This window comes from Deltaproteobacteria bacterium (genome assembly GCA_016875225.1).
In the GTDB taxonomy this organism is placed as follows: domain Bacteria; phylum Myxococcota_A; class UBA9160; order SZUA-336; family SZUA-336; genus VGRW01.
The window spans coordinates 1-16,655 of sequence record VGRW01000030.1; the positions used below are offsets into that span (position 1 = coordinate 1).

The 16,655-nt window shown below is 70.5% G+C and carries 16 protein-coding genes; 5 read left to right on the forward strand and 11 right to left on the reverse strand.

Annotated features, from left to right (window positions below):
• Positions 1-216: 216 nt before the first annotated feature.
• The 9 genes from FJ108_09355 to FJ108_09395 are packed head-to-tail and all read right to left on the reverse strand — an operon-like array spanning position 217 to position 9,183.
• Positions 217-480, reverse strand: coding sequence for a stress response translation initiation inhibitor YciH (locus FJ108_09355; protein MBM4336107.1), 264 nt, complete (start codon positions 478-480; stop codon positions 217-219).
• On the reverse strand, positions 477-1,889 hold the full coding sequence (locus tag FJ108_09360) for a hypothetical protein (protein ID MBM4336108.1): 1,413 nt from the start codon (positions 1,887-1,889) through the stop codon (positions 477-479). The genes FJ108_09355 and FJ108_09360 overlap by 4 nt, the downstream gene beginning before the upstream one ends.
• Positions 1,889-3,202: a DUF1298 domain-containing protein gene (locus FJ108_09365; GenBank protein ID MBM4336109.1), complete on the reverse strand. Its 1,314-nt coding sequence runs from the start codon at positions 3,200-3,202 to the stop codon at positions 1,889-1,891. The genes FJ108_09360 and FJ108_09365 overlap by 1 nt, the downstream gene beginning before the upstream one ends.
• Before the next feature lie 48 nt (positions 3,203-3,250).
• Entirely contained in the window at positions 3,251-4,483 is a 1,233-nt protein-coding gene (locus tag FJ108_09370; GenBank protein MBM4336110.1) for an MFS transporter, read from the reverse strand.
• A complete protein-coding gene (locus FJ108_09375; GenBank protein MBM4336111.1) occupies positions 4,476-5,270 on the reverse strand; it encodes a hypothetical protein in 795 nt (264 codons plus the stop codon). Before FJ108_09375 ends, FJ108_09370 begins: the two co-directional genes overlap by 8 nt.
• Positions 5,084-6,424 (reverse strand): lactate utilization protein, encoded by a 1,341-nt coding sequence (locus FJ108_09380; protein MBM4336112.1) that lies wholly within the window; start codon positions 6,422-6,424, stop codon positions 5,084-5,086. The genes FJ108_09375 and FJ108_09380 overlap by 187 nt, the downstream gene beginning before the upstream one ends.
• A 29-nt stretch (positions 6,425-6,453) precedes the next feature.
• Positions 6,454-7,230, reverse strand: a complete 777-nt coding sequence (locus tag FJ108_09385; GenBank protein MBM4336113.1) for a (Fe-S)-binding protein — start codon at positions 7,228-7,230, stop codon at positions 6,454-6,456.
• Positions 7,223-8,119 (reverse strand): Hsp33 family molecular chaperone HslO, encoded by an 897-nt coding sequence (locus FJ108_09390; protein ID MBM4336114.1) that lies wholly within the window; start codon positions 8,117-8,119, stop codon positions 7,223-7,225. Before FJ108_09390 ends, FJ108_09385 begins: the two co-directional genes overlap by 8 nt.
• Positions 8,120-8,154: 35 nt before the next feature.
• The gene (locus FJ108_09395) at positions 8,155-9,183 is read right to left on the reverse strand and encodes an LLM class F420-dependent oxidoreductase (GenBank protein MBM4336115.1); all 1,029 of its coding nucleotides are present in this window, start codon (positions 9,181-9,183) and stop codon (positions 8,155-8,157) included.
• Between the two features lie 158 nt (positions 9,184-9,341).
• Here FJ108_09395 and FJ108_09400 point away from each other — a divergent pair, with 158 nt between their 5' ends.
• The 4 genes from FJ108_09400 (at position 9,342) to FJ108_09415 (ending at position 13,277) form a co-directional block, all read left to right on the forward strand.
• On the forward strand, positions 9,342-9,590 hold the full coding sequence (locus FJ108_09400) for a hypothetical protein (protein ID MBM4336116.1): 249 nt from the start codon (positions 9,342-9,344) through the stop codon (positions 9,588-9,590).
• Positions 9,591-9,703: 113 nt separating this feature from the next.
• Complete coding sequence (gene sppA / locus FJ108_09405; protein MBM4336117.1) at positions 9,704-10,687, forward strand: signal peptide peptidase SppA; 984 nt, start codon at positions 9,704-9,706, stop codon at positions 10,685-10,687.
• Positions 10,684-11,268, forward strand: coding sequence for a TIGR00730 family Rossman fold protein (locus FJ108_09410; protein MBM4336118.1), 585 nt, complete (start codon positions 10,684-10,686; stop codon positions 11,266-11,268). Before sppA ends, FJ108_09410 begins: the two co-directional genes overlap by 4 nt.
• A 188-nt stretch (positions 11,269-11,456) precedes the next feature.
• Positions 11,457-13,277, forward strand: a complete 1,821-nt coding sequence (locus tag FJ108_09415; GenBank protein MBM4336119.1) for a methyl-accepting chemotaxis protein — start codon at positions 11,457-11,459, stop codon at positions 13,275-13,277.
• An 11-nt stretch (positions 13,278-13,288) separates the two neighbouring features.
• Here FJ108_09415 and argC read toward each other — a convergent pair whose 3' ends face one another.
• A complete protein-coding gene (gene argC / locus FJ108_09420) occupies positions 13,289-14,245 on the reverse strand; it encodes an N-acetyl-gamma-glutamyl-phosphate reductase (protein MBM4336120.1) in 957 nt (318 codons plus the stop codon).
• 25 nt (positions 14,246-14,270) lie between these two features.
• A complete protein-coding gene (locus tag FJ108_09425) occupies positions 14,271-15,755 on the reverse strand; it encodes a VWA domain-containing protein (protein ID MBM4336121.1) in 1,485 nt (494 codons plus the stop codon).
• A gap of 111 nt (positions 15,756-15,866) precedes the next feature.
• Here FJ108_09425 and FJ108_09430 point away from each other — a divergent pair, with 111 nt between their 5' ends.
• A complete protein-coding gene (locus tag FJ108_09430) occupies positions 15,867-16,646 on the forward strand; it encodes a phosphoadenylyl-sulfate reductase (protein MBM4336122.1) in 780 nt (259 codons plus the stop codon).
• The last annotated feature ends 9 nt before the right edge of the window (positions 16,647-16,655 follow it).

Below are 16,655 nucleotides of genomic sequence, written 5' to 3' on the forward strand. Positions count from 1 at the left end.
GCTCGCGCAGCAGCAGCACCCCGCCGTCGCTGCTCGCGTGCTCCGCGTCGAACCGGCCCACCACGGGCCGTCGTCCCAGCGGCGAAAACTCAAGCTGCGTCGCGCTACACTCTGTCTGCACAGGTCGGCCCTTTCTGTTGGCCCGTTTTGTCTTGCAACTCAACGGTTAACAGAAGTCAGCCGGCCTGTGCTCGTTTGAGTGGTGAGAAATCCAGGCTAGCCGCCCGCCAGCTTCACCGTGTAGCCGCGCAGCTCGAGCTGCGCGACGACCTGCGCGCGGTGATCTCCCTGGATCTCGATCACGTAGTCCCGCACCGTGCCGCCCGTGCCGCAGGCGCGCTTCAGCTCCGAGGCGAGCGCCGCCAGCGCGTCGCTCGCGAGCCGCAGGCCCGCGATCGTCGTCACGGTCTTGCCGCCGCGACCGGACGTCTCGCGCCGGACCCGCACGATGCCATCGCCTTCCGGCGCACGCGGCCTCATCGCTCGCGAACCAGGCCTCCGTGGCGCAGGGCGTCGTCGATCAGGAAACGCACCTGCGGCTCGCGCGCGAACGACATGTGGCTGCCCGGGTACCAGGCGATCCGCGGCTCGCCCCAGTGCTTCCACAGGTCGCGCACCTGATCCGCGGGAACCAGGTGATCCGCGGTGCCGCCGAAGATCGACAGGCGCTCGATCGCGATCTGCGGCGAGAGCCGCAGCGGCGAGACGACGGAGAGCACGTCGCGGACGAAGCTCCAGTCCAGCCCGAGCCGCTCGATCTCGCGAAGCGTGGCGTGCGGCGCCAGGCGCGCGACCAGCCGGCTGAAGTCCGTCGCCGGAATGCCCGCGATCGCGCAGGCGAGGCCTGAGTCGAGCCCGGCGAGGAGCGCGGTGGTGTAGCCGCCGAGCGAGAGCCCGAAGACACCGATCTGCGTCGCCCCGTCCGCGCGCAGCCAGGAGAGCAATCGGCGCAGATCCCACATCGCCTGCGCCTCTGCGTGCACGGTGTCCAGGAAGTCGCCGTTCAGGAACCCGTCGCCGCTGCGCAGGCCGAGCTTCCGCGGTCCGTGCAGCGGCAGGACCGGGCACACGACGTTCAAGCCGAGCTCGAAGTGGAGCCGGCGCGCTTCGAATGCGGAGAGATCGACGGCGGGAATGCCCATTCCGTAGCCGTGGATGCAGACCAGCCACGGTCGCGGACGGTCTGCGTGCCGGAGCACCCAGGCGTGGGACTCGCGATTGGGCAGGTGCGAGAGCCAGCGATCGCGGCCCGGCTCGCCGGCGTGAGGCTCGTAGCCGCTCTCGAAGGAGAGGTGCTCGAACGAGAATCCCAGGCTCTTGCGCCAGCGCAGCGCGGGCATCGCGAGCGGCGGCGGCTCGCGATGGTACGACTCGGGCTTCTCCAGCCAGCCCGAGCTCTCGAACAGCGTGCGCGCATCGCGAACCTCGAGCGCCAGGCGCGACGCGTCGCGCGCGAAGCGCCCGGGGCGCGTGGCGATCATGCTGGCGAGCGCGAGCTGGTCGAAGCCGACTTTGATCGCGAGCTCCAGATCCAGCGTCGGCTCCGGCACCCGATCGATCGGCGGCTCGCGGCGCTGCGCGGTCCAGCCACAGGCGATGAAGCTGGCGACCGCGAGCGCGAGCAGTCCGAGCGTCTCGAAGAACCCGACCGCGAAGATCATCGGGACTGCCGCGAGCAGCGCGGCTGCGCTGCCGAGCGCGATCAGCTGCGGGGTCCGAACGTCCCCCGGGAGCAGCAGGCTCGAGGTCCCTCCTGCCACCAGGAGAGCGCCCGGAATCACTCCGAAGAGAAAACCGAACACGCCCTCGCCCGCCGCGATCCACGCCAGACCCGCCGCGATCGCGATCAGGTTCTCCCAGGGAAGTCCCGGCTCTGCCTCGTTCGCCATCACGCATCCGCTCCCACTTCGCGCACCCGCGATGGATCGGCGCGTCTTCCGGCTCGGTGAACCGGCGGGCTCGAGATTCTGCGCAGCTCGTCGAACGACGCCGCGATCGAGTCGGCCAGTAGCGGCAGGTCTGCGGCGAGCGCGGCGTCGCCCGCGAAGCCCAGCCGGACGCGCCCGGCGTAGAACGTCGCCGTGAGTCCCAACAACTGCCCCGAGAGCAGCGGCGCGATCCCGGTACAGGCGCGGACCGGCGCTCCGAGCACGAACAGGGGCGCCTCGGACCCGGGCAGCACCGTCACGCACAGGCTCGCCGGGCGGCCCGCGGCGGACGCGGCGTGCAGGCGCGCGAGATCCCGGAGCGGCGAGAACGAGACGCCGGGCGCGTCCGGAGGCACGGGCGCGCTGCGCAGGGCCTCGAGTCGGAGCAGCGGATCCGGCTCGGCGAGCGGCAGCACGACGAGCGGAGCCACGCCTGCCGCTTCGCCGCCGCCAACGCCGATCGGTGTCAGAGCGCGAAGCTCGGCCGCCGCGGGGTCGAGCCCGCGCCGCGAGACGTACACGCGGAGCGCGCCGGCGAGCGTGGCCAGCAGGATCGCTTGCGGCGAGGCTCCCAGACTCCCGACGAGCATTCGCAGGTCTGCCTGATCGAGCTCGAGAAGCTCGATCCTCCGCTGCGCGCCGGCGGGCCCGGTGAGCGGAAGCTCGGAACGCGAAGCGAGCACGCGTTCGAGCGCGTTCAGCGCGGAGCGCAGGCCCTGCCCTAGCGCGGCGCCGACCGACTCGGCCCGCGCGATCTCCCGCGCGCGGCGCGCGAGCTCGCCGCGCATCAGAGCGACCCGGCTCGGTGTCGGCCGCGGCTCGATCGCAGGCGCGGGGCGCGGCGCCGCCGCGCTGGACGTGTCCAGGATCGCTTGCAGCGGGTCGAAGCCCTCGTCTCCCGAGACGAGCGCGGCATCGGCCTTCGCGATCAGCGCGAAGCGGCCCTCGTCCAGCCCCTCGACCACGCAGAGCTCCCAAGGCGGCTTCTCGGGATCCAGCGCCTCGGAGAAGATCTGCGCGGCCAGGCGCTTCAGCTGGCGCTCGTCCCCGGGTCTGGGCAGCGCCACGTGACGCACGTGGTAGACGAGGTCGAAGAACGGGTCGTCCGCCCAGACGGGCAGCCGGCCCAGGACGAGATCCAGTCCCCGCTGTCGGGCGCGCGGAGTGCGAGTGAGACGCTCTGCGGTGTAGGACCGGATCTGCTCGATGTCGACTCCGCCGTTGCGGAGCTCGAGGGGCCCGGCCTCCAGCACGAGTACGGCGCCGACCTGCATGGAGCTTGGGTAGCTCCGCGCGTCCCGCGTGGCAAGACCGCGATCGAGCTAGGCGTCGCCGGTTCGATGGCTGCGCAGGGCCGGCATGCGCCAGGCGACGAGCGCGACGACCAAGAGACAGCCGACTCCGCCGGACACCACCGCGAAGGTCGCGCTGGTCGCAGCGGCGAGAAAGCCCGACTCGGCCGCGCCGAGCTGATTCGAGGCTCCGATGAAGATGAAGTTCACCGAGCTCACCCGGCCGCGAAGCGCGTCGGGCGTGGAGAGCTGGATCGCGGTGCCCCGCAGCACGACGCTCACCGCATCGGCCATTCCCGCGACCATGTACGCGAGGACCGAGAGCGGGAAGTACCGCGAGAGCCCGAACACGATGGTCGCGAGTCCGTAGACCGCCACCGCCACGAGCAGCGCCCGTCCGGTGCGCCGGAATCCCGGCAGGAAGATCAGCGCGGCCGACATCGCCAGCGCCCCGAGCTCCAGCGACGCCGAGAGCACCCCGTAACCGAGCTCGCCGACCGCGAGGATGTCGCGCGCGTAGATCGGCAGCAGCGCCGTCGCTCCGCCGAGGATCACCGCGAACATGTCGAGCGTCATGCAGCCGAGCACGACCGGACTGTGCCAGACGAAGAGCAGACCCTCGCGGATCGCAGCCCAGCTGACGCGCGCGCTCGTCGCGGCTCCGAGCGGCGGGAGCGCCAGAAGCGACGCGAGCGACCCCGCGATCAGCAGCGCGTGCAGCGCGTAGACCGACGCGATCCCGCCCTTCGCCGCCGTGAATCCCATCAGCATCGGCCCGGTCGCGAACGCGAGCCAGACCGCGGTGGAGCTCACCGTCACCGCGCGCGGAAACAGCGCTCGCGGCACGAGTTGCGGCAGGATCGATGCACGCGCCGGCGACTCGAAGACCGACGCGATCGCCGCCAGCGCGATCGCCGCGTAGAGCCCCGGAAGGCGGATGCTGCCCGAGAGAGTCGCGAGACAGAGCGAAAGCGAGCAGAGCAGCGGAACCAACTGGGCGATCAGCAGCAGCCGGCGCCGGTCCACCACGTCGGCGACCGCGCCCGCGAACAAGGAGAGCGGCAGCACCGGCAGGAACTGGGTCAGCCCGATCATTCCCAGCTGGAACGGCGACTGCGTGAGGTCGTAGACGTGCCACGAGACGGCCGTTCGCAGCAGCATCATCGCGGTGCCCGCGAAGAAACGGCTGGCCAGGTACCGGCGGAATCTCGGCTCGCGAAACACCGCGAGGATTTCGTCGTCGGTTCCCGAGGGCTCAGGCATGGATTCCGAAGACCGCGAGCGCGCGCGGACCGTGCGCGCCCAGCACGAGCATCCCCTCGATGTCCGCGGTCTTCGACGGGCCGGCGACGAACGTGAAGTGGTGGTGCGCGAGCGCGCCGTCGGGAAGACCCGCGAGCGCGGCGTTCATGTCGCTGACGATCCGGCTCGTGTCGAGCAGCAGGATCAGGCGCTCGCACAGGATCGGGAGCGCGCGCGGGCGCGCCTCGCGGCCGTCGAGGCCGACCGCGCCGTTCTCGGCGACGCCGAGAGCTCCGCAGAGGATCGCGACCGACACGTCGGCGAGCGAATGCGGGTCGGTCTCGCGCGGCACGGGCTGCCACGGCCCGGCTCCGATCCAGCCGAGCGCGGCCTCACTCGCGAGAACGCGCGCGCCTGCGCCCCACTCGCGACACAGCTCTGCGACGCGCGAGCCGAGCGCGCTCGCGGCGAAGGGTCCGCGCGCCTCGCCACCCGCGGCCTCGAGCCGCTCGGCGAACGCCGCAAAATCTCCGCGACCCGGACCCGAGACGAACGGCGCGGGCGCGGGCACGCCGTGGTGCGACGCGGCTCGCACCCGCGCGAGGATCCGCTCGCGCGCGCTCACGGGCCGGCCCCGCGCACGCGATCTCGCCAGCGCGCGCGGAAGCTCGCACCGGGGTGCGTCGGGAGCTCGCGCGAGGCCAGCCACGGCCCGGCGGGATTTCCCGGCCAGCGTCGCGACAGGACCGGCCAGGCCGCGCGCAGCGCGAGCCCGGCAAGCGCGTAGAGCGCCGGGCTCGAGAGGCATGCCGCCGCGAATCGCGAGAGCAGCCGCTCGCGAAGTCCGCGCGGCACGTCGCTCGCGCGCCAGGAGATCAGCTGCTCGTGCAAATCGATCTTCACCGGACACACCGCCGTGCAGCTGCCGCACAGCGTCGACGCGAGCGGAAGGCCGCGTTGCTCTTCGGTTCCACCGAGCGCGGGCGCGAGCACCAGCCCGATCGGACCCGGAATCGCGAATCCGTAGGCATGACCGCCGGCGCGCCGGTACACCGGACAGGTGTTCAAGCAAGCGCCGCAGCGAATGCAGCCGAGCGCCCGTCGGTGCCGCTCGTCCGCGAGCAAGCGGGTGCGGCCGTTGTCGACGAGTACGATGTGAAGCTCGGCGCCAGGACGCGGACCGTTGACCAGGCTCGTATACACCGAAATGGGTTGACCCGTCGCGCTTCGCGCGAGAAGCCGCAGCAGCACCGCGAGGTCGGCGAGGCCGGGAATCAGCTTCTCGAGCCCCAGACACGCGACGTGCAGTCCCGGCAGACTCATGCCGAGGTCGGCATTCCCCTCGTTGGTGACCACGACCAGCGTTCCGCTCTCGGCGACCGCGAAGTTCGCCCCGGTGATCGCGGCATCCGCGCCGAGGAAGCAGCTGCGCAGGTGCCGGCGCGCGGCCTCCGTGAGTCGCACGGGATCGGTCTCGCCCGGGGGCACGTCGAGCTCGCGATGGAAGAGCGCGCCGATGTCCTCGCGGCTGCGGTGGATCGCCGGCATGATGATGTGGGATGGCGGCTCGCTTGCGAGCTGGACGATCCGCTCGCCGAGATCGGTATCGACGACCTCGACCCCGCGACTCTCGAGGTAGGGGTTGAGCCCGCACTCCTCGGTCAGCATCGACTTGCTCTTCACGACCCTTCGCGCGCCGCGGGACTCGAGCAGCTGGTGCACGATCCGGTTCAGCGCCGGCGCGTCCTCGGCCCAGTGCACGACGGCGCCGGCCCGACTCGCGTTCTCCTCGAAGCGCTCGAGCAGGAGATCGAGGTGGTCGAGCGCATGGGCCTTCAGCGCGCGCGCGTGCTCGCGCAGGCGTTCGAAGTCGGGCTCGGCGCGGCCCGCCTGGTCGCGCTTCTCGCGCAGATTGAACACCGCGGCGTCGTGCGCCGATCGCCGCTCCCCGTCGGGTAGCACCGCGAGCGCGCGCCGGTCGAGCCCGGCACTCAACGCCCGGCTCCGCTGGCGAGGATCTCCGCGAGGTGGATCGCGCGCGGGCCGAAGCCCTCCCGCGCGCGCAGGCCCTCGAGGTGCAGCAGGCAGCTCACGTCCGTGCCCGTCACGTACTCGGCGCCGCTCTCCGAGAGTGCGCGGAGCTTGTCGCGGCCGATTCGCGCGGAGAGCTCGGGGAACCCGAACGAGAATGCGCCGCCGAAGCCGCAGCACTCGTCGCGCCGCGACACCGGCCGCAGCTCGAGCCCCGAGACGCCGCGGAGCAGCGTTTCCGTGACCCCGATCCGTGACGGCTCGGGGTCGAGACGCTCGCTGGCTCGGCCGAGCTCGAGCTCGCGAAGTCCGTGACAGCTCTCGAGCAGCGCGACGCGGTGAGGAAAGCATGCGCCCACGTCGCTCGTGCCGAGCCGCGAGACGATGAACTCGCCGAGCTCGAACGTGCGCGAGGCCAGCCGCCACGCCCGAGCCTCACCGATCAGGTCCGCATAGCGGCGCCGGACGGTCGCAACGCAGCTTGCCGACGGACAGACCACCGCGTCCGCGCCCGCGAAGCGCTCCACGTGCGCGCGCGCGAGCCGCACCGCCTCGCGTCGCGCGCCGCTGGTCACGAAGGGCTGCCCGCAGCAGGTCTGGCCCGCGTCGAAGCCGACCTCGCAGCCGAGTCGCTCGAGCACCGTCGCGGTGGCGAGTCCGACCTCGGGAGCGAGCTGATCGACGTAGCACGGGATGAAGAGCGCGACGCTCGGCCGCTGCGCCGCGAGCTCAGGCATCGGGAAGCAGCGCCCCGACCTCGTCCGGCTCGAGCACGTACCCTGTGGCGCAGAACTCGCAGCGCACCTCGAGGCGCTCGCGCATCTCGGCGATCGCCCGCGTCTCCTCGCGGCCGAGCAAGGTCACCGCGCGCCGGATCCGCTCGGCGTCGCAGGCGCAGTGGAATTCCGGTCGCGAGCGCTGGCGTCCTCGCGCACCGATGCCCTCGAGAAGCCGGTCGACGATTCCGTCGGCGCTGAGCCCTGCGCGCACCAGCTCCGTCGGCGAAGGCAGCGCGCGGACGGTGCGCTCGAGCCGCGCGAGCACCTCTTCGTCGGCGTCCGGAAGCGCCTGGACCAGATATCCGCCCGCGGCTTCGATCGAGCGATCGCTCGCGACGTGGACCCCGACCGCGAGCGCGGAGGCCGTCTGCTCGCTCTCGGCCAGGTAGTGGGTGAGATCCTCGGCCACCTCGCCCGAGACGATCGGAACGATTCCGGTGTAGGGCTCGCGCCAGCTCGGGTGGTATCGCACGACCGCGAGGATTCCCTTCCCGACCGCCGCTCCGACGTCGAGCTTGCCCGAGCGCGAAGGGGGGTGAGCGGAAGGATCGGACACGTAGCCGCGCACCCGGCCGAGGTGGTCGGCGATCACGGTCATCTGCCCGAGCGGCCCGTCGCCGCGGAACTGCAGCTGGAGCGTCTCGTCCTGCTTCGCGCCCGCGGCGAGGAGTACGCCGCCCATCAGAGCGCGGCCGAGCGCCGCGCTCGCGGTCGGCGCCGTCTCGTGACGGCGCGCGGCCTCCGCGACCAGCCCCGTCGCCACGATCGCGCGCACGGACAGCCCGCCATCGGCGGAGACCGTCCGCACCAGCTCGCACGCTCCCGCCGTGATCCTCGCTGCATCCATCGCAGACGCGAGAATACCGGCCCGACGAAGGCTCGCTACAGAACCAGCTCGGCGAGCATTCGCAGCGCCTCCGGCTGACCGCTGCCGATGCAGAGCGTTCCGACCGGCGAGGCCTTCCACGCCTGGAGCCGATCGCGGATTCGCTCGCGCGGGCCGAGCAGCGCGACCTCGTCCACCAGCGCGTCGGGCACCGCCGCCATGGCCTCCATCTTCTTTCCCTCGAGATAGAGGTCCTGGATCTTCTCGGCCGCCTCTTCGTAGCCGAGACGCTTGGCGTAGTCGTTGTAGAAGTTCTTGTTCCGGGCTCCCATCCCGCCGATGTACAGCGCGAGCATCGGCTTCACGGCATTCCTGCACTGCGCGACGTCGTCGCCGAGCACGCAGGTCACGAAGGGCGAGACCTCGAAGTCGGCCATGCTCTTGCCGCCGCCCGCCTTCTTGAACCCCGCTTCGACGTGGGGCGCGAAGACGCTCCACTTGTCCGGGGACATCCAGACCGGGAAGAAGCCGTCGGCGACCTCGGCCGCGACCTTCACGCCGGCCGGGCTGATCGCCGCGGTGTAGATCGGAAGATCGGCGCGTCCGTGCAGGATGCTCTTCAGCGGCTTGCCGAGTCCGGTCGCTCCCGGACCCGAGTACGGCAGGTCGTACTCCTCGCCGTGAAACTCGACCGGCTGCTCGCGTCGCAGGATCTGGCGGATGATCTGCACGTACTCGCGCGTTCGCGTGAGTGGCTTGCCGTACTTGACCCCGTGCCAGCCCTCGACGACCTGCGGGCCGGAAGGACCGATCCCGAGGATGAATCGCCCCCCCGAAAGCGCGTCGAGGCTCATCGCCGTCATCGCGGCCATCGCGGGCGTGCGCGCAGGGATCTGCATGATCGCAGTGCCGAGCCGGATGCGGCTGGTCTGGGCTCCGATCCACGCCAGCGGCGTGATCGCGTCCGATCCATACGCTTCCGCGGTCCAGACCGAATCGAAGCCGAGCTTCTCGGCTTCCTTGATCAGCTCCATGGGCAAGCCCATTCCGCGTCCCGAGTATCCGACGAGCAATCCGAGTTTCATCGCGCTTCTCCTTCCGGCGACACCGGGGCGATCCTACACCGGGCGCGCCGTCGCGAGCAAAATCGGCGGACCCGAGCTCTCTCCCTCGACACTCCCGTGTCGGCTTTCTAAGCTACCGATGAGTCTCTGAGACTCGTGATCATTCGAAGGGGATCCGTATGTCCTGGCAAAAGTCGATCAAGGACGCCGTGAAGGCGCTGAAGAAAGAAGAGCAAGCGCTCGCGAAACAGCTCGAGCAGCTGCGCACTCGGATGGCCAACCTGACGGGTCTGTCCGCGGGCCGAAAGGGCGCCGCTCCGGGGCGCAAGCCCGGTCGCGGCAATCGCCTGAGCGAAGAGGGTCGTCGGGCGATCTCTCTGGCGGCGAAGCGCCGCTGGGCGAAATACCGCGGGAAGAAGCGAAAGTAACTCCCACGCAGATCTATGCGTCGCGACGTCGGGGTGATCTTCCACTCGGGAGATCACCCCGCGTCCGCTTCTACCCCGTGACTTCCACTTCTCCATCGACGAGGGGGTCGACAATGCGCTTTCGAATCGTGGCGTCGCTGGGCGCCCTGGCCGTGCTCTCGGGCTGCATCCTCTATGCGCCGGTCGATCTGGGCGCTCTCGGCAGCCCGGGCAAGCTGCAGGAAACGGTCGTTCTGGGCCGCGCGGGAGCGAAGCTCGCGCTGATCGAGGTCTCGGGCGTGATCGCCGAGGCCGACAGCCGTTCGCGGATCGGAATCTCCGAGCGACCCGGCCTGATCGTCGAGACGCGCAACGCCCTGGATCGAGCCGCCGCCGACGAAGACGTCGTCGGAGGCCTGCTGCGCATCAACTCGCCCGGCGGCTCGGTGTCGGCGAGCGACACGCTGCACCACGAGATCGAGAGCTGGAAGTCCGAGCACAAACACCCGGTGGTCGCCTATCTGAACGGAATCGCGACCTCGGGCGGCTACTACGTCGCGATGGCGAGTGATCGCGTGATCGCGCACCCGTCCAGCGTCACCGGCTCGATCGGCGTGGTGATGCCGGGTCTCTCCATCGAAGGGCTGATGGAGAAGTACGGCGTCGTCGATCAGACGCTCACGAGCGGAAAGTTCAAGGACGCCGGCACACTCTTGCGCGACATGAGCTCAGAAGAGCGCGTTCAGCTCTCCAGCGTGATCAACGACCTGTTCGCCCGCTTCGTGGACATCGTGGTCAAGGGGCGGCCCGAGCTGTCTCGCGAGGAAATCACCACGCTCGCCGACGGGCGCGTCTACTCCGCGCGGCAGGCGCTCGAGTCCGGACTCGTCGACGAGCTCGGCTACCTGGAGGACGCCGTCGAGGAGCTGGAGACGCGCGCCGGAATCAGCGAGTCGCGCGTCGTCACCTACCACAGGGCCAATCAGACGCGCGAGAACATCTACAGCCGAGGTCCGAACATCTCCGTACAGGTGACCGACGTGAATCTTCTGCCGATCCGCAGGAGCGAGCTCGCGCCGGGCTTCTACTATCTGTGGCCGGGCGCCCTGGAGCCTTGAGCGGAGACGGCCGCTTCGCGGTCACCGTGTACGCCGGCTCGCGGACGCGAGCGCGAGCGGAGCATCTCTCGCTCGCGGCGGAGCTCGGAAGCGCGATCGCGAAGCGCGGCTGGGTGCTGGTCTATGGCGGCTCCAACGTCGGCTTGATGGGAGCCTGCGCCGACGCGGCGCTCCGTGCCGGCGGACGCGTCGAGGGCGTGATCCTCGACTCGTTCTCGCGCGTCGCCCACCACGGACTTCACGTTCTGGACGTGGTCGGCGACATGCGCAGCCGCAAGGCAGGGCTCGCGCGAAGGGGAGATGCCTTCGTCGCCCTGCCCGGCGGCTTCGGGACGCTCGAGGAGGTCTCCGAGATCCTCGTCGAACGGCAGCTGCGCTTCCACGCCAAGCCCCTCGTGCTCCTGAACGCCGACGGATTCTGGGATCCCCTTCTCGCGCTCTTCGCGCGCATGACCGAGGCGGAGCTTCTCGCGCCCGAGCACGCGGGCGTGATCCGCGTGGTCGCGAGCGTTTCCGGAGTTCTCGAAGCGATCGAAGCCGCGCCCGGCGAGCCCGCGCCGCCTTCCGTTTCGAAGTGGTGAACGTCCGACCCGTCTCTCGCTGACGCGCGCTTCGCGAGCTGGCGGTTTCGCGTCGGGTTCGCGCGAATGCGCCGACTCAAGACGAGCCACCGAAAGCACGAATCGACCCGAGGGGAGGCTTCTTGCATGTCGATTCCGGTCACGCCTCGGGCTCCGTCCGCGCTCGGCGCGATCCACGAGGCGATGCCGTGCTGAGTCGACTCACGATAAAGCTCCGCATCGCCGCCTACCTGGCCGGAATGGCCGTGCTCTTCTCCGCCTTCATGCTGCTCTTCTTCCCGCCTCAGGCGCGGAAGCTCGGCGACCGCCTGATGGCCGATTCCACCGTCACGGTCGCGAGCCTCTTCGCCGCGAGCCTGGAGCGCGGGTACGACTCGCTCGGCTTCGGCGGAGAGGAGGTCATCGGAACCGCGTTGCGGAGCCTCTCCGGCGAGTCGATCACGCTCGGGGAAGCCGATTCGGGCCGCCCTTCACTCGAGACGCGAGAGCACGCACCGATCGAGATCACGCGCATCACGGTCTACGACGAGGACGGCGCGCGGATCGACGGCTGGAGCGACGAGGGGCTCTCCGGAGCGAACGTCGCTCCCGAGCGAGCGCTGAAGCTCGAAGACCTCGAAGACCAGGACCTGCTCCGGGTCACGGCGCCGGTCTACAGCGGAGCGGTCTTCAAAGGCTTCTTCCGGATCGATTTCTCGAAGCGCACCCTGCAGAGCCTGGTCCGCAGGAACTTCGCCGCGTCGCTCGCGGCGTCGGCTCTGGTGCTCGCGGGGATGGTCGTGCTCGGCTGGCTCGTCGGACGCTCGATCTCGGCGCCGATGGAGCGGATCGCCGCCGCGATGCGCGACCTCGAGGGGGGAGCCGGCGACCTGACCTTCCGCCTCGACGTCGAGTCGAGCGACGAGATCGGGCGTGTCGCCGCTCACTTCAACTCGTTCGTCGCCAAGCTGCAGAGCGTGATCCGCGACGTATCAGAGAACGCGCAGACGCTCGGCGCCGCCTCCGGCGAGCTCGCGAGCATCTCCGATCGTCTGGTCGAGAACAGCGAGTCGGTTCGCGAAGGAGCGAGTGCCGTCGCGTCGCGCACGCACGAGGTCTTTTCGAGCATCGAGACCGTCGCCGGGGCCGCACAGGAGGCGCACCGCAACGTCGCCAGCGTCTCGAGCTCGACGGAGCTGATGAGCGAGAACATGGCGCAGGTCTCGCTCGCCGCCGAGGCCGTAGCCTCCAACGCGGTCGAGGTCGAAGGCTCCGTGCGCGACATCTCGGACGCGATGACGACGATTCGCGACAACACCGAGAAGGCCGCGACCGTGAGCCGTCAGGGTGCGGAGAAGGCGACGCCGGTTCAGCAATTGCTCCGCGAGCTGACCCAGAGCGCGGAGGCCACCGGCAAGATCGTCGCGCTGATCCAGAAGGTCGCCGACCAGACGAATCTGCTCTCGCTGAACGCCTCGATCGAGGCCGCGTCGGCCGGAGAGGCGGGCAAGGGCTTCGCCGTGGTCGCGAACGAGGTCAAGGACCTGGCGCGCGAGACGACCGAAGCGACCAAGAAGATCGAGCTGCAGATCAGCGACATGCAGAGCTTCACGCGTCAGTCGGTCGCGGCGATCGGCCAGATCATCGAGCTCATAGAGGGCGCGCAAAAGATCAACGCGTCGATCGCCAAGGCGGTCGACGACCAGACGCGCACCTCGGCGAAGGTCTTCGAGGCGACCTCCGATTCGACCAAGATGATCGCCGACGTCACGGGAAACATCGGCGAGGCCTCGAACACGGCCGCCGAGGTCGCGGCCAAGGCGTCCGACCTGATGCGCGGCATCGCGCAGATCAGCGAGAACGTGGGCAACGCCGCGCGCGGCGCGCTCGAGGTGGCCGCGCACATCGAATCCGTTCGCCTCTCCTCGGTGGACTCGTCGAACGAGGCCACGGGCGTGCGAAAGCGCGCCCAGGATCTGACGGAGCTCTCGACCCGGCTGAAGTCGCTCGTGGGCCAGTTCCGGGTCTAGGGGCGCAGCGCCTACGCGGGAAGGCCGCGCGTCTCGGAAAGGCCGAGCATCAGGTTCAGATTCTGGATCGCCAGACCGGCGGCGCCCTTGCCCAGGTTGTCGAGCACCGCCATCAGGCGCACGTGGCCGCCCGGGTTCGGCAGCACGCGCAGCTCGATGCGATTGGTGTCGTTGCAGGCGCGCGGGTCGAAGCTCCGCTCGTCGGAATCCAGGGGCTCGCGGATCGGAAGCACGCGCACGAAGGGCTCGTCCCGGTAGCGCGCGGCGAGTGCCTCCCAGATCGACTTGCCCGAGACTCCGCTCGCGAGCAGCGCCGCGTGCAGCGGCAGCTGCACGCGCATTCCGCAGCGGAACGGACCGACGGCAGGTGCGAATTCCGGCGCGTGCGCGAGCCCGCTCCAGCGCGTGATCTCGGCAATGTGCTTGTGGACGCGGTCGAGCGCGTAGGGCGCCTCGTACACGTGCGTGAGCAGGCCGCCCGCCGGATCCTCCCACTTCGCGATCATCTCGCGTCCGCCGCCGGAGTAGCCCGAGACGCCGTGCACGCTGATCGGAGTGTCACGCGCGATCAGCCCCGCGTCGACGAGCGGCCGCAGCAGCAGGATGGCCGCGGTCGCCCAGCAGCCGCCGTTCGACACACGAGCGGCGCCGCGAATCCGTTCGCGCTGGTCGGCCACGAGCTCCGGCAGGCCGTAAAACCAGCCCGGCGCGACCCGGTGTGCGGTGCTCGCGTCGAGGATCCGCACGCGCGATCCTTCGGCCAGTCCGACCGCTTCGCGCGCGGCGTCGTCGGGCAGACACAGCACCGCGAGATCGGCGCTCCGCAGCGCGTCGCGGCGCGCGGCCGCATCCTTGCGGAGCGCTTCGGGAAGCTCGCAGAGCTCGAAGTCGTCCCGGCCCGAGAGCCAGTCGCGGATGCGAAGGCCGGTCGTTCCGAGGTGGCCGTCGATGAAGACGCGCGGCGACATGGCCGCAGTATACCCGCGAGCGTTCTCAGGGCGACTTCGCAGCGGCGGCCGGATCGGGCTCGGGGTCGACAGCGAGACTCCGATCGCGCGACTCGCGACCGCGCTTCGCGCCGCTCTCGCCCTTCAGTTCTTCCGCGCGCAGCTCGAGCGCCGAGTTTCGCTCGCGAAGCGCCGCCAGCCAGACCTCGAGCTGGCGCGGCGCCGCGTAGACGCGGAATCGGAGCAGTGCCGCGGTCCCGCGATCGCTCTCGACCCGGAGCTCGACGTCGTTCGCGCCGGGTGTGAGTGCGAGCGCGCCGAGCAGCCGGGTGCGATCGGGCGCGAGCAGATCCGAGCTCTCGACCCCGAGCGTGGCATTGCGGGCGACGACGCGACCGATCCGGCTCGACACCAGCGACGGCAGCGCGAGCTCGATTGCCTCCGGTCCAGGAACGCGAACCAGCCGACCGCCGGTGTCGGCGACGACCCGCTGCCAGGAACGCGCGCTGCGGTCGGGCTCGAAGAGCAGCGCGTGAACCGCGAGCACGCCACGCGCGCGCCGCGCGAAGCTCGCCAGCTGCACCAGGTCCGAGGTTCCGTCCGAGCGGCTGAAACGATGGCTCGCCGGACACGGCGCCGGATTGCGGCGCGCCTCGCAAGCGGAAGCCGCCGCGTCCGAGCGCGCGCGTCCGTCGCCGGCGCAGTCGAGGAAGCGGCCCGAGAAGGCCGCGTCTCCGTCGGTCAGGACGACGATCTCCCGCGCGACGCCTTTCGGTGTCGAGTCGAGCCACTCGCGCGCGGTCCAGAGCGCGCAGACCGCATCGGTTCGACCCTCGCCACGCGGGCGCTGCTGGCGGAAGTCCGCCAGCGCCGCGCGCAGACCCTCGACCGGGAGCCCCGGCTCCGCCACCGGCCAGGTCGTCTCGCCGAACGCGATCACGCCGATCTCGAGCCAGTCGTCCTGCGAGAGATCGAGCAGGTGGTCGAGCGCGCGGCGCTCGGCCTCGAGCACGGAGACGGCCTCCGCGCCGCGCCCGTCGCTGCGGAACTCGGTCATCGAGTTCGCGCTCTCGGAGGCGTCGACCAGGATCACCACGCGACGTGGGCCGTCGCCCCGGGACAGCGAGAGCGCGCCCTCGATCGGAAGCTCGAGCTCGTCGACGACCGGCACGATCACGCTTCCGTCCGACTCCGCGTTGACCAGCGGCCAGCGCAGCGTCACGCCGAGATTCGCGAAGATCGGCCCGTAGACGCGCTCGGCGGGCCATTCCGAACGAACGCGATCGGCAACCTCCGCGCGCAGGCGTTCGGGCCAGGCCGGAGCATCGGCCGCGCGCAGCAGCTCGATGCCCGCGGGAACCCCCGCGCGCACCGGCTCGAGCGCATCGGCCTGGTACGGCTCGTGCGCCGGCGGATCGGGCGTCGCGTAGCGCTCGCGCGCGCCGGCCACGCCGGCCGCGAGCAGCAGACCAGCGCAGGCAAGACTCAGGCTCCTTACACGGCGACGCACGCTGTCTTCGAGCGGCCGCACGGGCAGGAAACCTGAGATCCCGGCTCGCCGTCCGAAATGCGGATGACGGCTCCGGATTTTGACCCAGCTCCGCAGCCCCCGTTAGACTCCGGCGGCAGCGAGGAGAAGCGGATGGCAGCAGTAGTGAGCCTCGAGAAACGCGGCGTGCGCGTATCCGCGTCCGTGCTCGAGGAGATCGAGTCGGGCGGGCTCGACGGCTTGGTTGCCGAAGAGCTGATCCGCTGGGGCTTCGATCGCTTCGCACCGCGCATCGCCCTCTCGGCGGGTTTCGGCTCCCCGGACGGAATGGTCCTGCTCGATCTGATGCACCAGATCGACCCGGGCCGGACGCGCGTGTTCACGCTCGACACCGGTCGCCTGCCGCAGGAGACCTACAACCTGATCGACCGCGTCCGCGACCGCTACGAGATCGAAGTCGAGGTCTTCTTCCCGGATCCGGAGCGCGTGCAGAAGATGGTCCGGCAGCACGGCATGAACCTCTTCTACGAGACCGAGGAGAAGCGGAAGCTCTGCTGCGCCGTGCGCAAGGTCGAGCCATTGGAGCGCGCGCTCGCCGGGCTCGACGCCTGGATCAGCGGACTGCGCCCGGAGCAGAGCGTGACTCGCTCGGCCGTCTCCGCGGTCGAGATCGACGAGGTCCACGGCGGTCGGGTGAAGCTCAATCCGCTCGCGGGCTGGAGCAAGGACGACGTCTGGGCCTACGTGAAGAAGCACGCGGTGCCGGTGAATGCGCTCCACGCGCAGGGCTACCCATCGGTGGGCTGCGCGCCCTGCTCGCGCGCGATCCGCGAGGGCGAGGACGAGCGCGCGGGTCGCTGGTGGTGGGAGCGCCCGGAGAGCCGCGAGTGCGGCATCCACACCGGCTACGAGGAAGAGGGTTCGGGAATCTGAGCCGCCGCA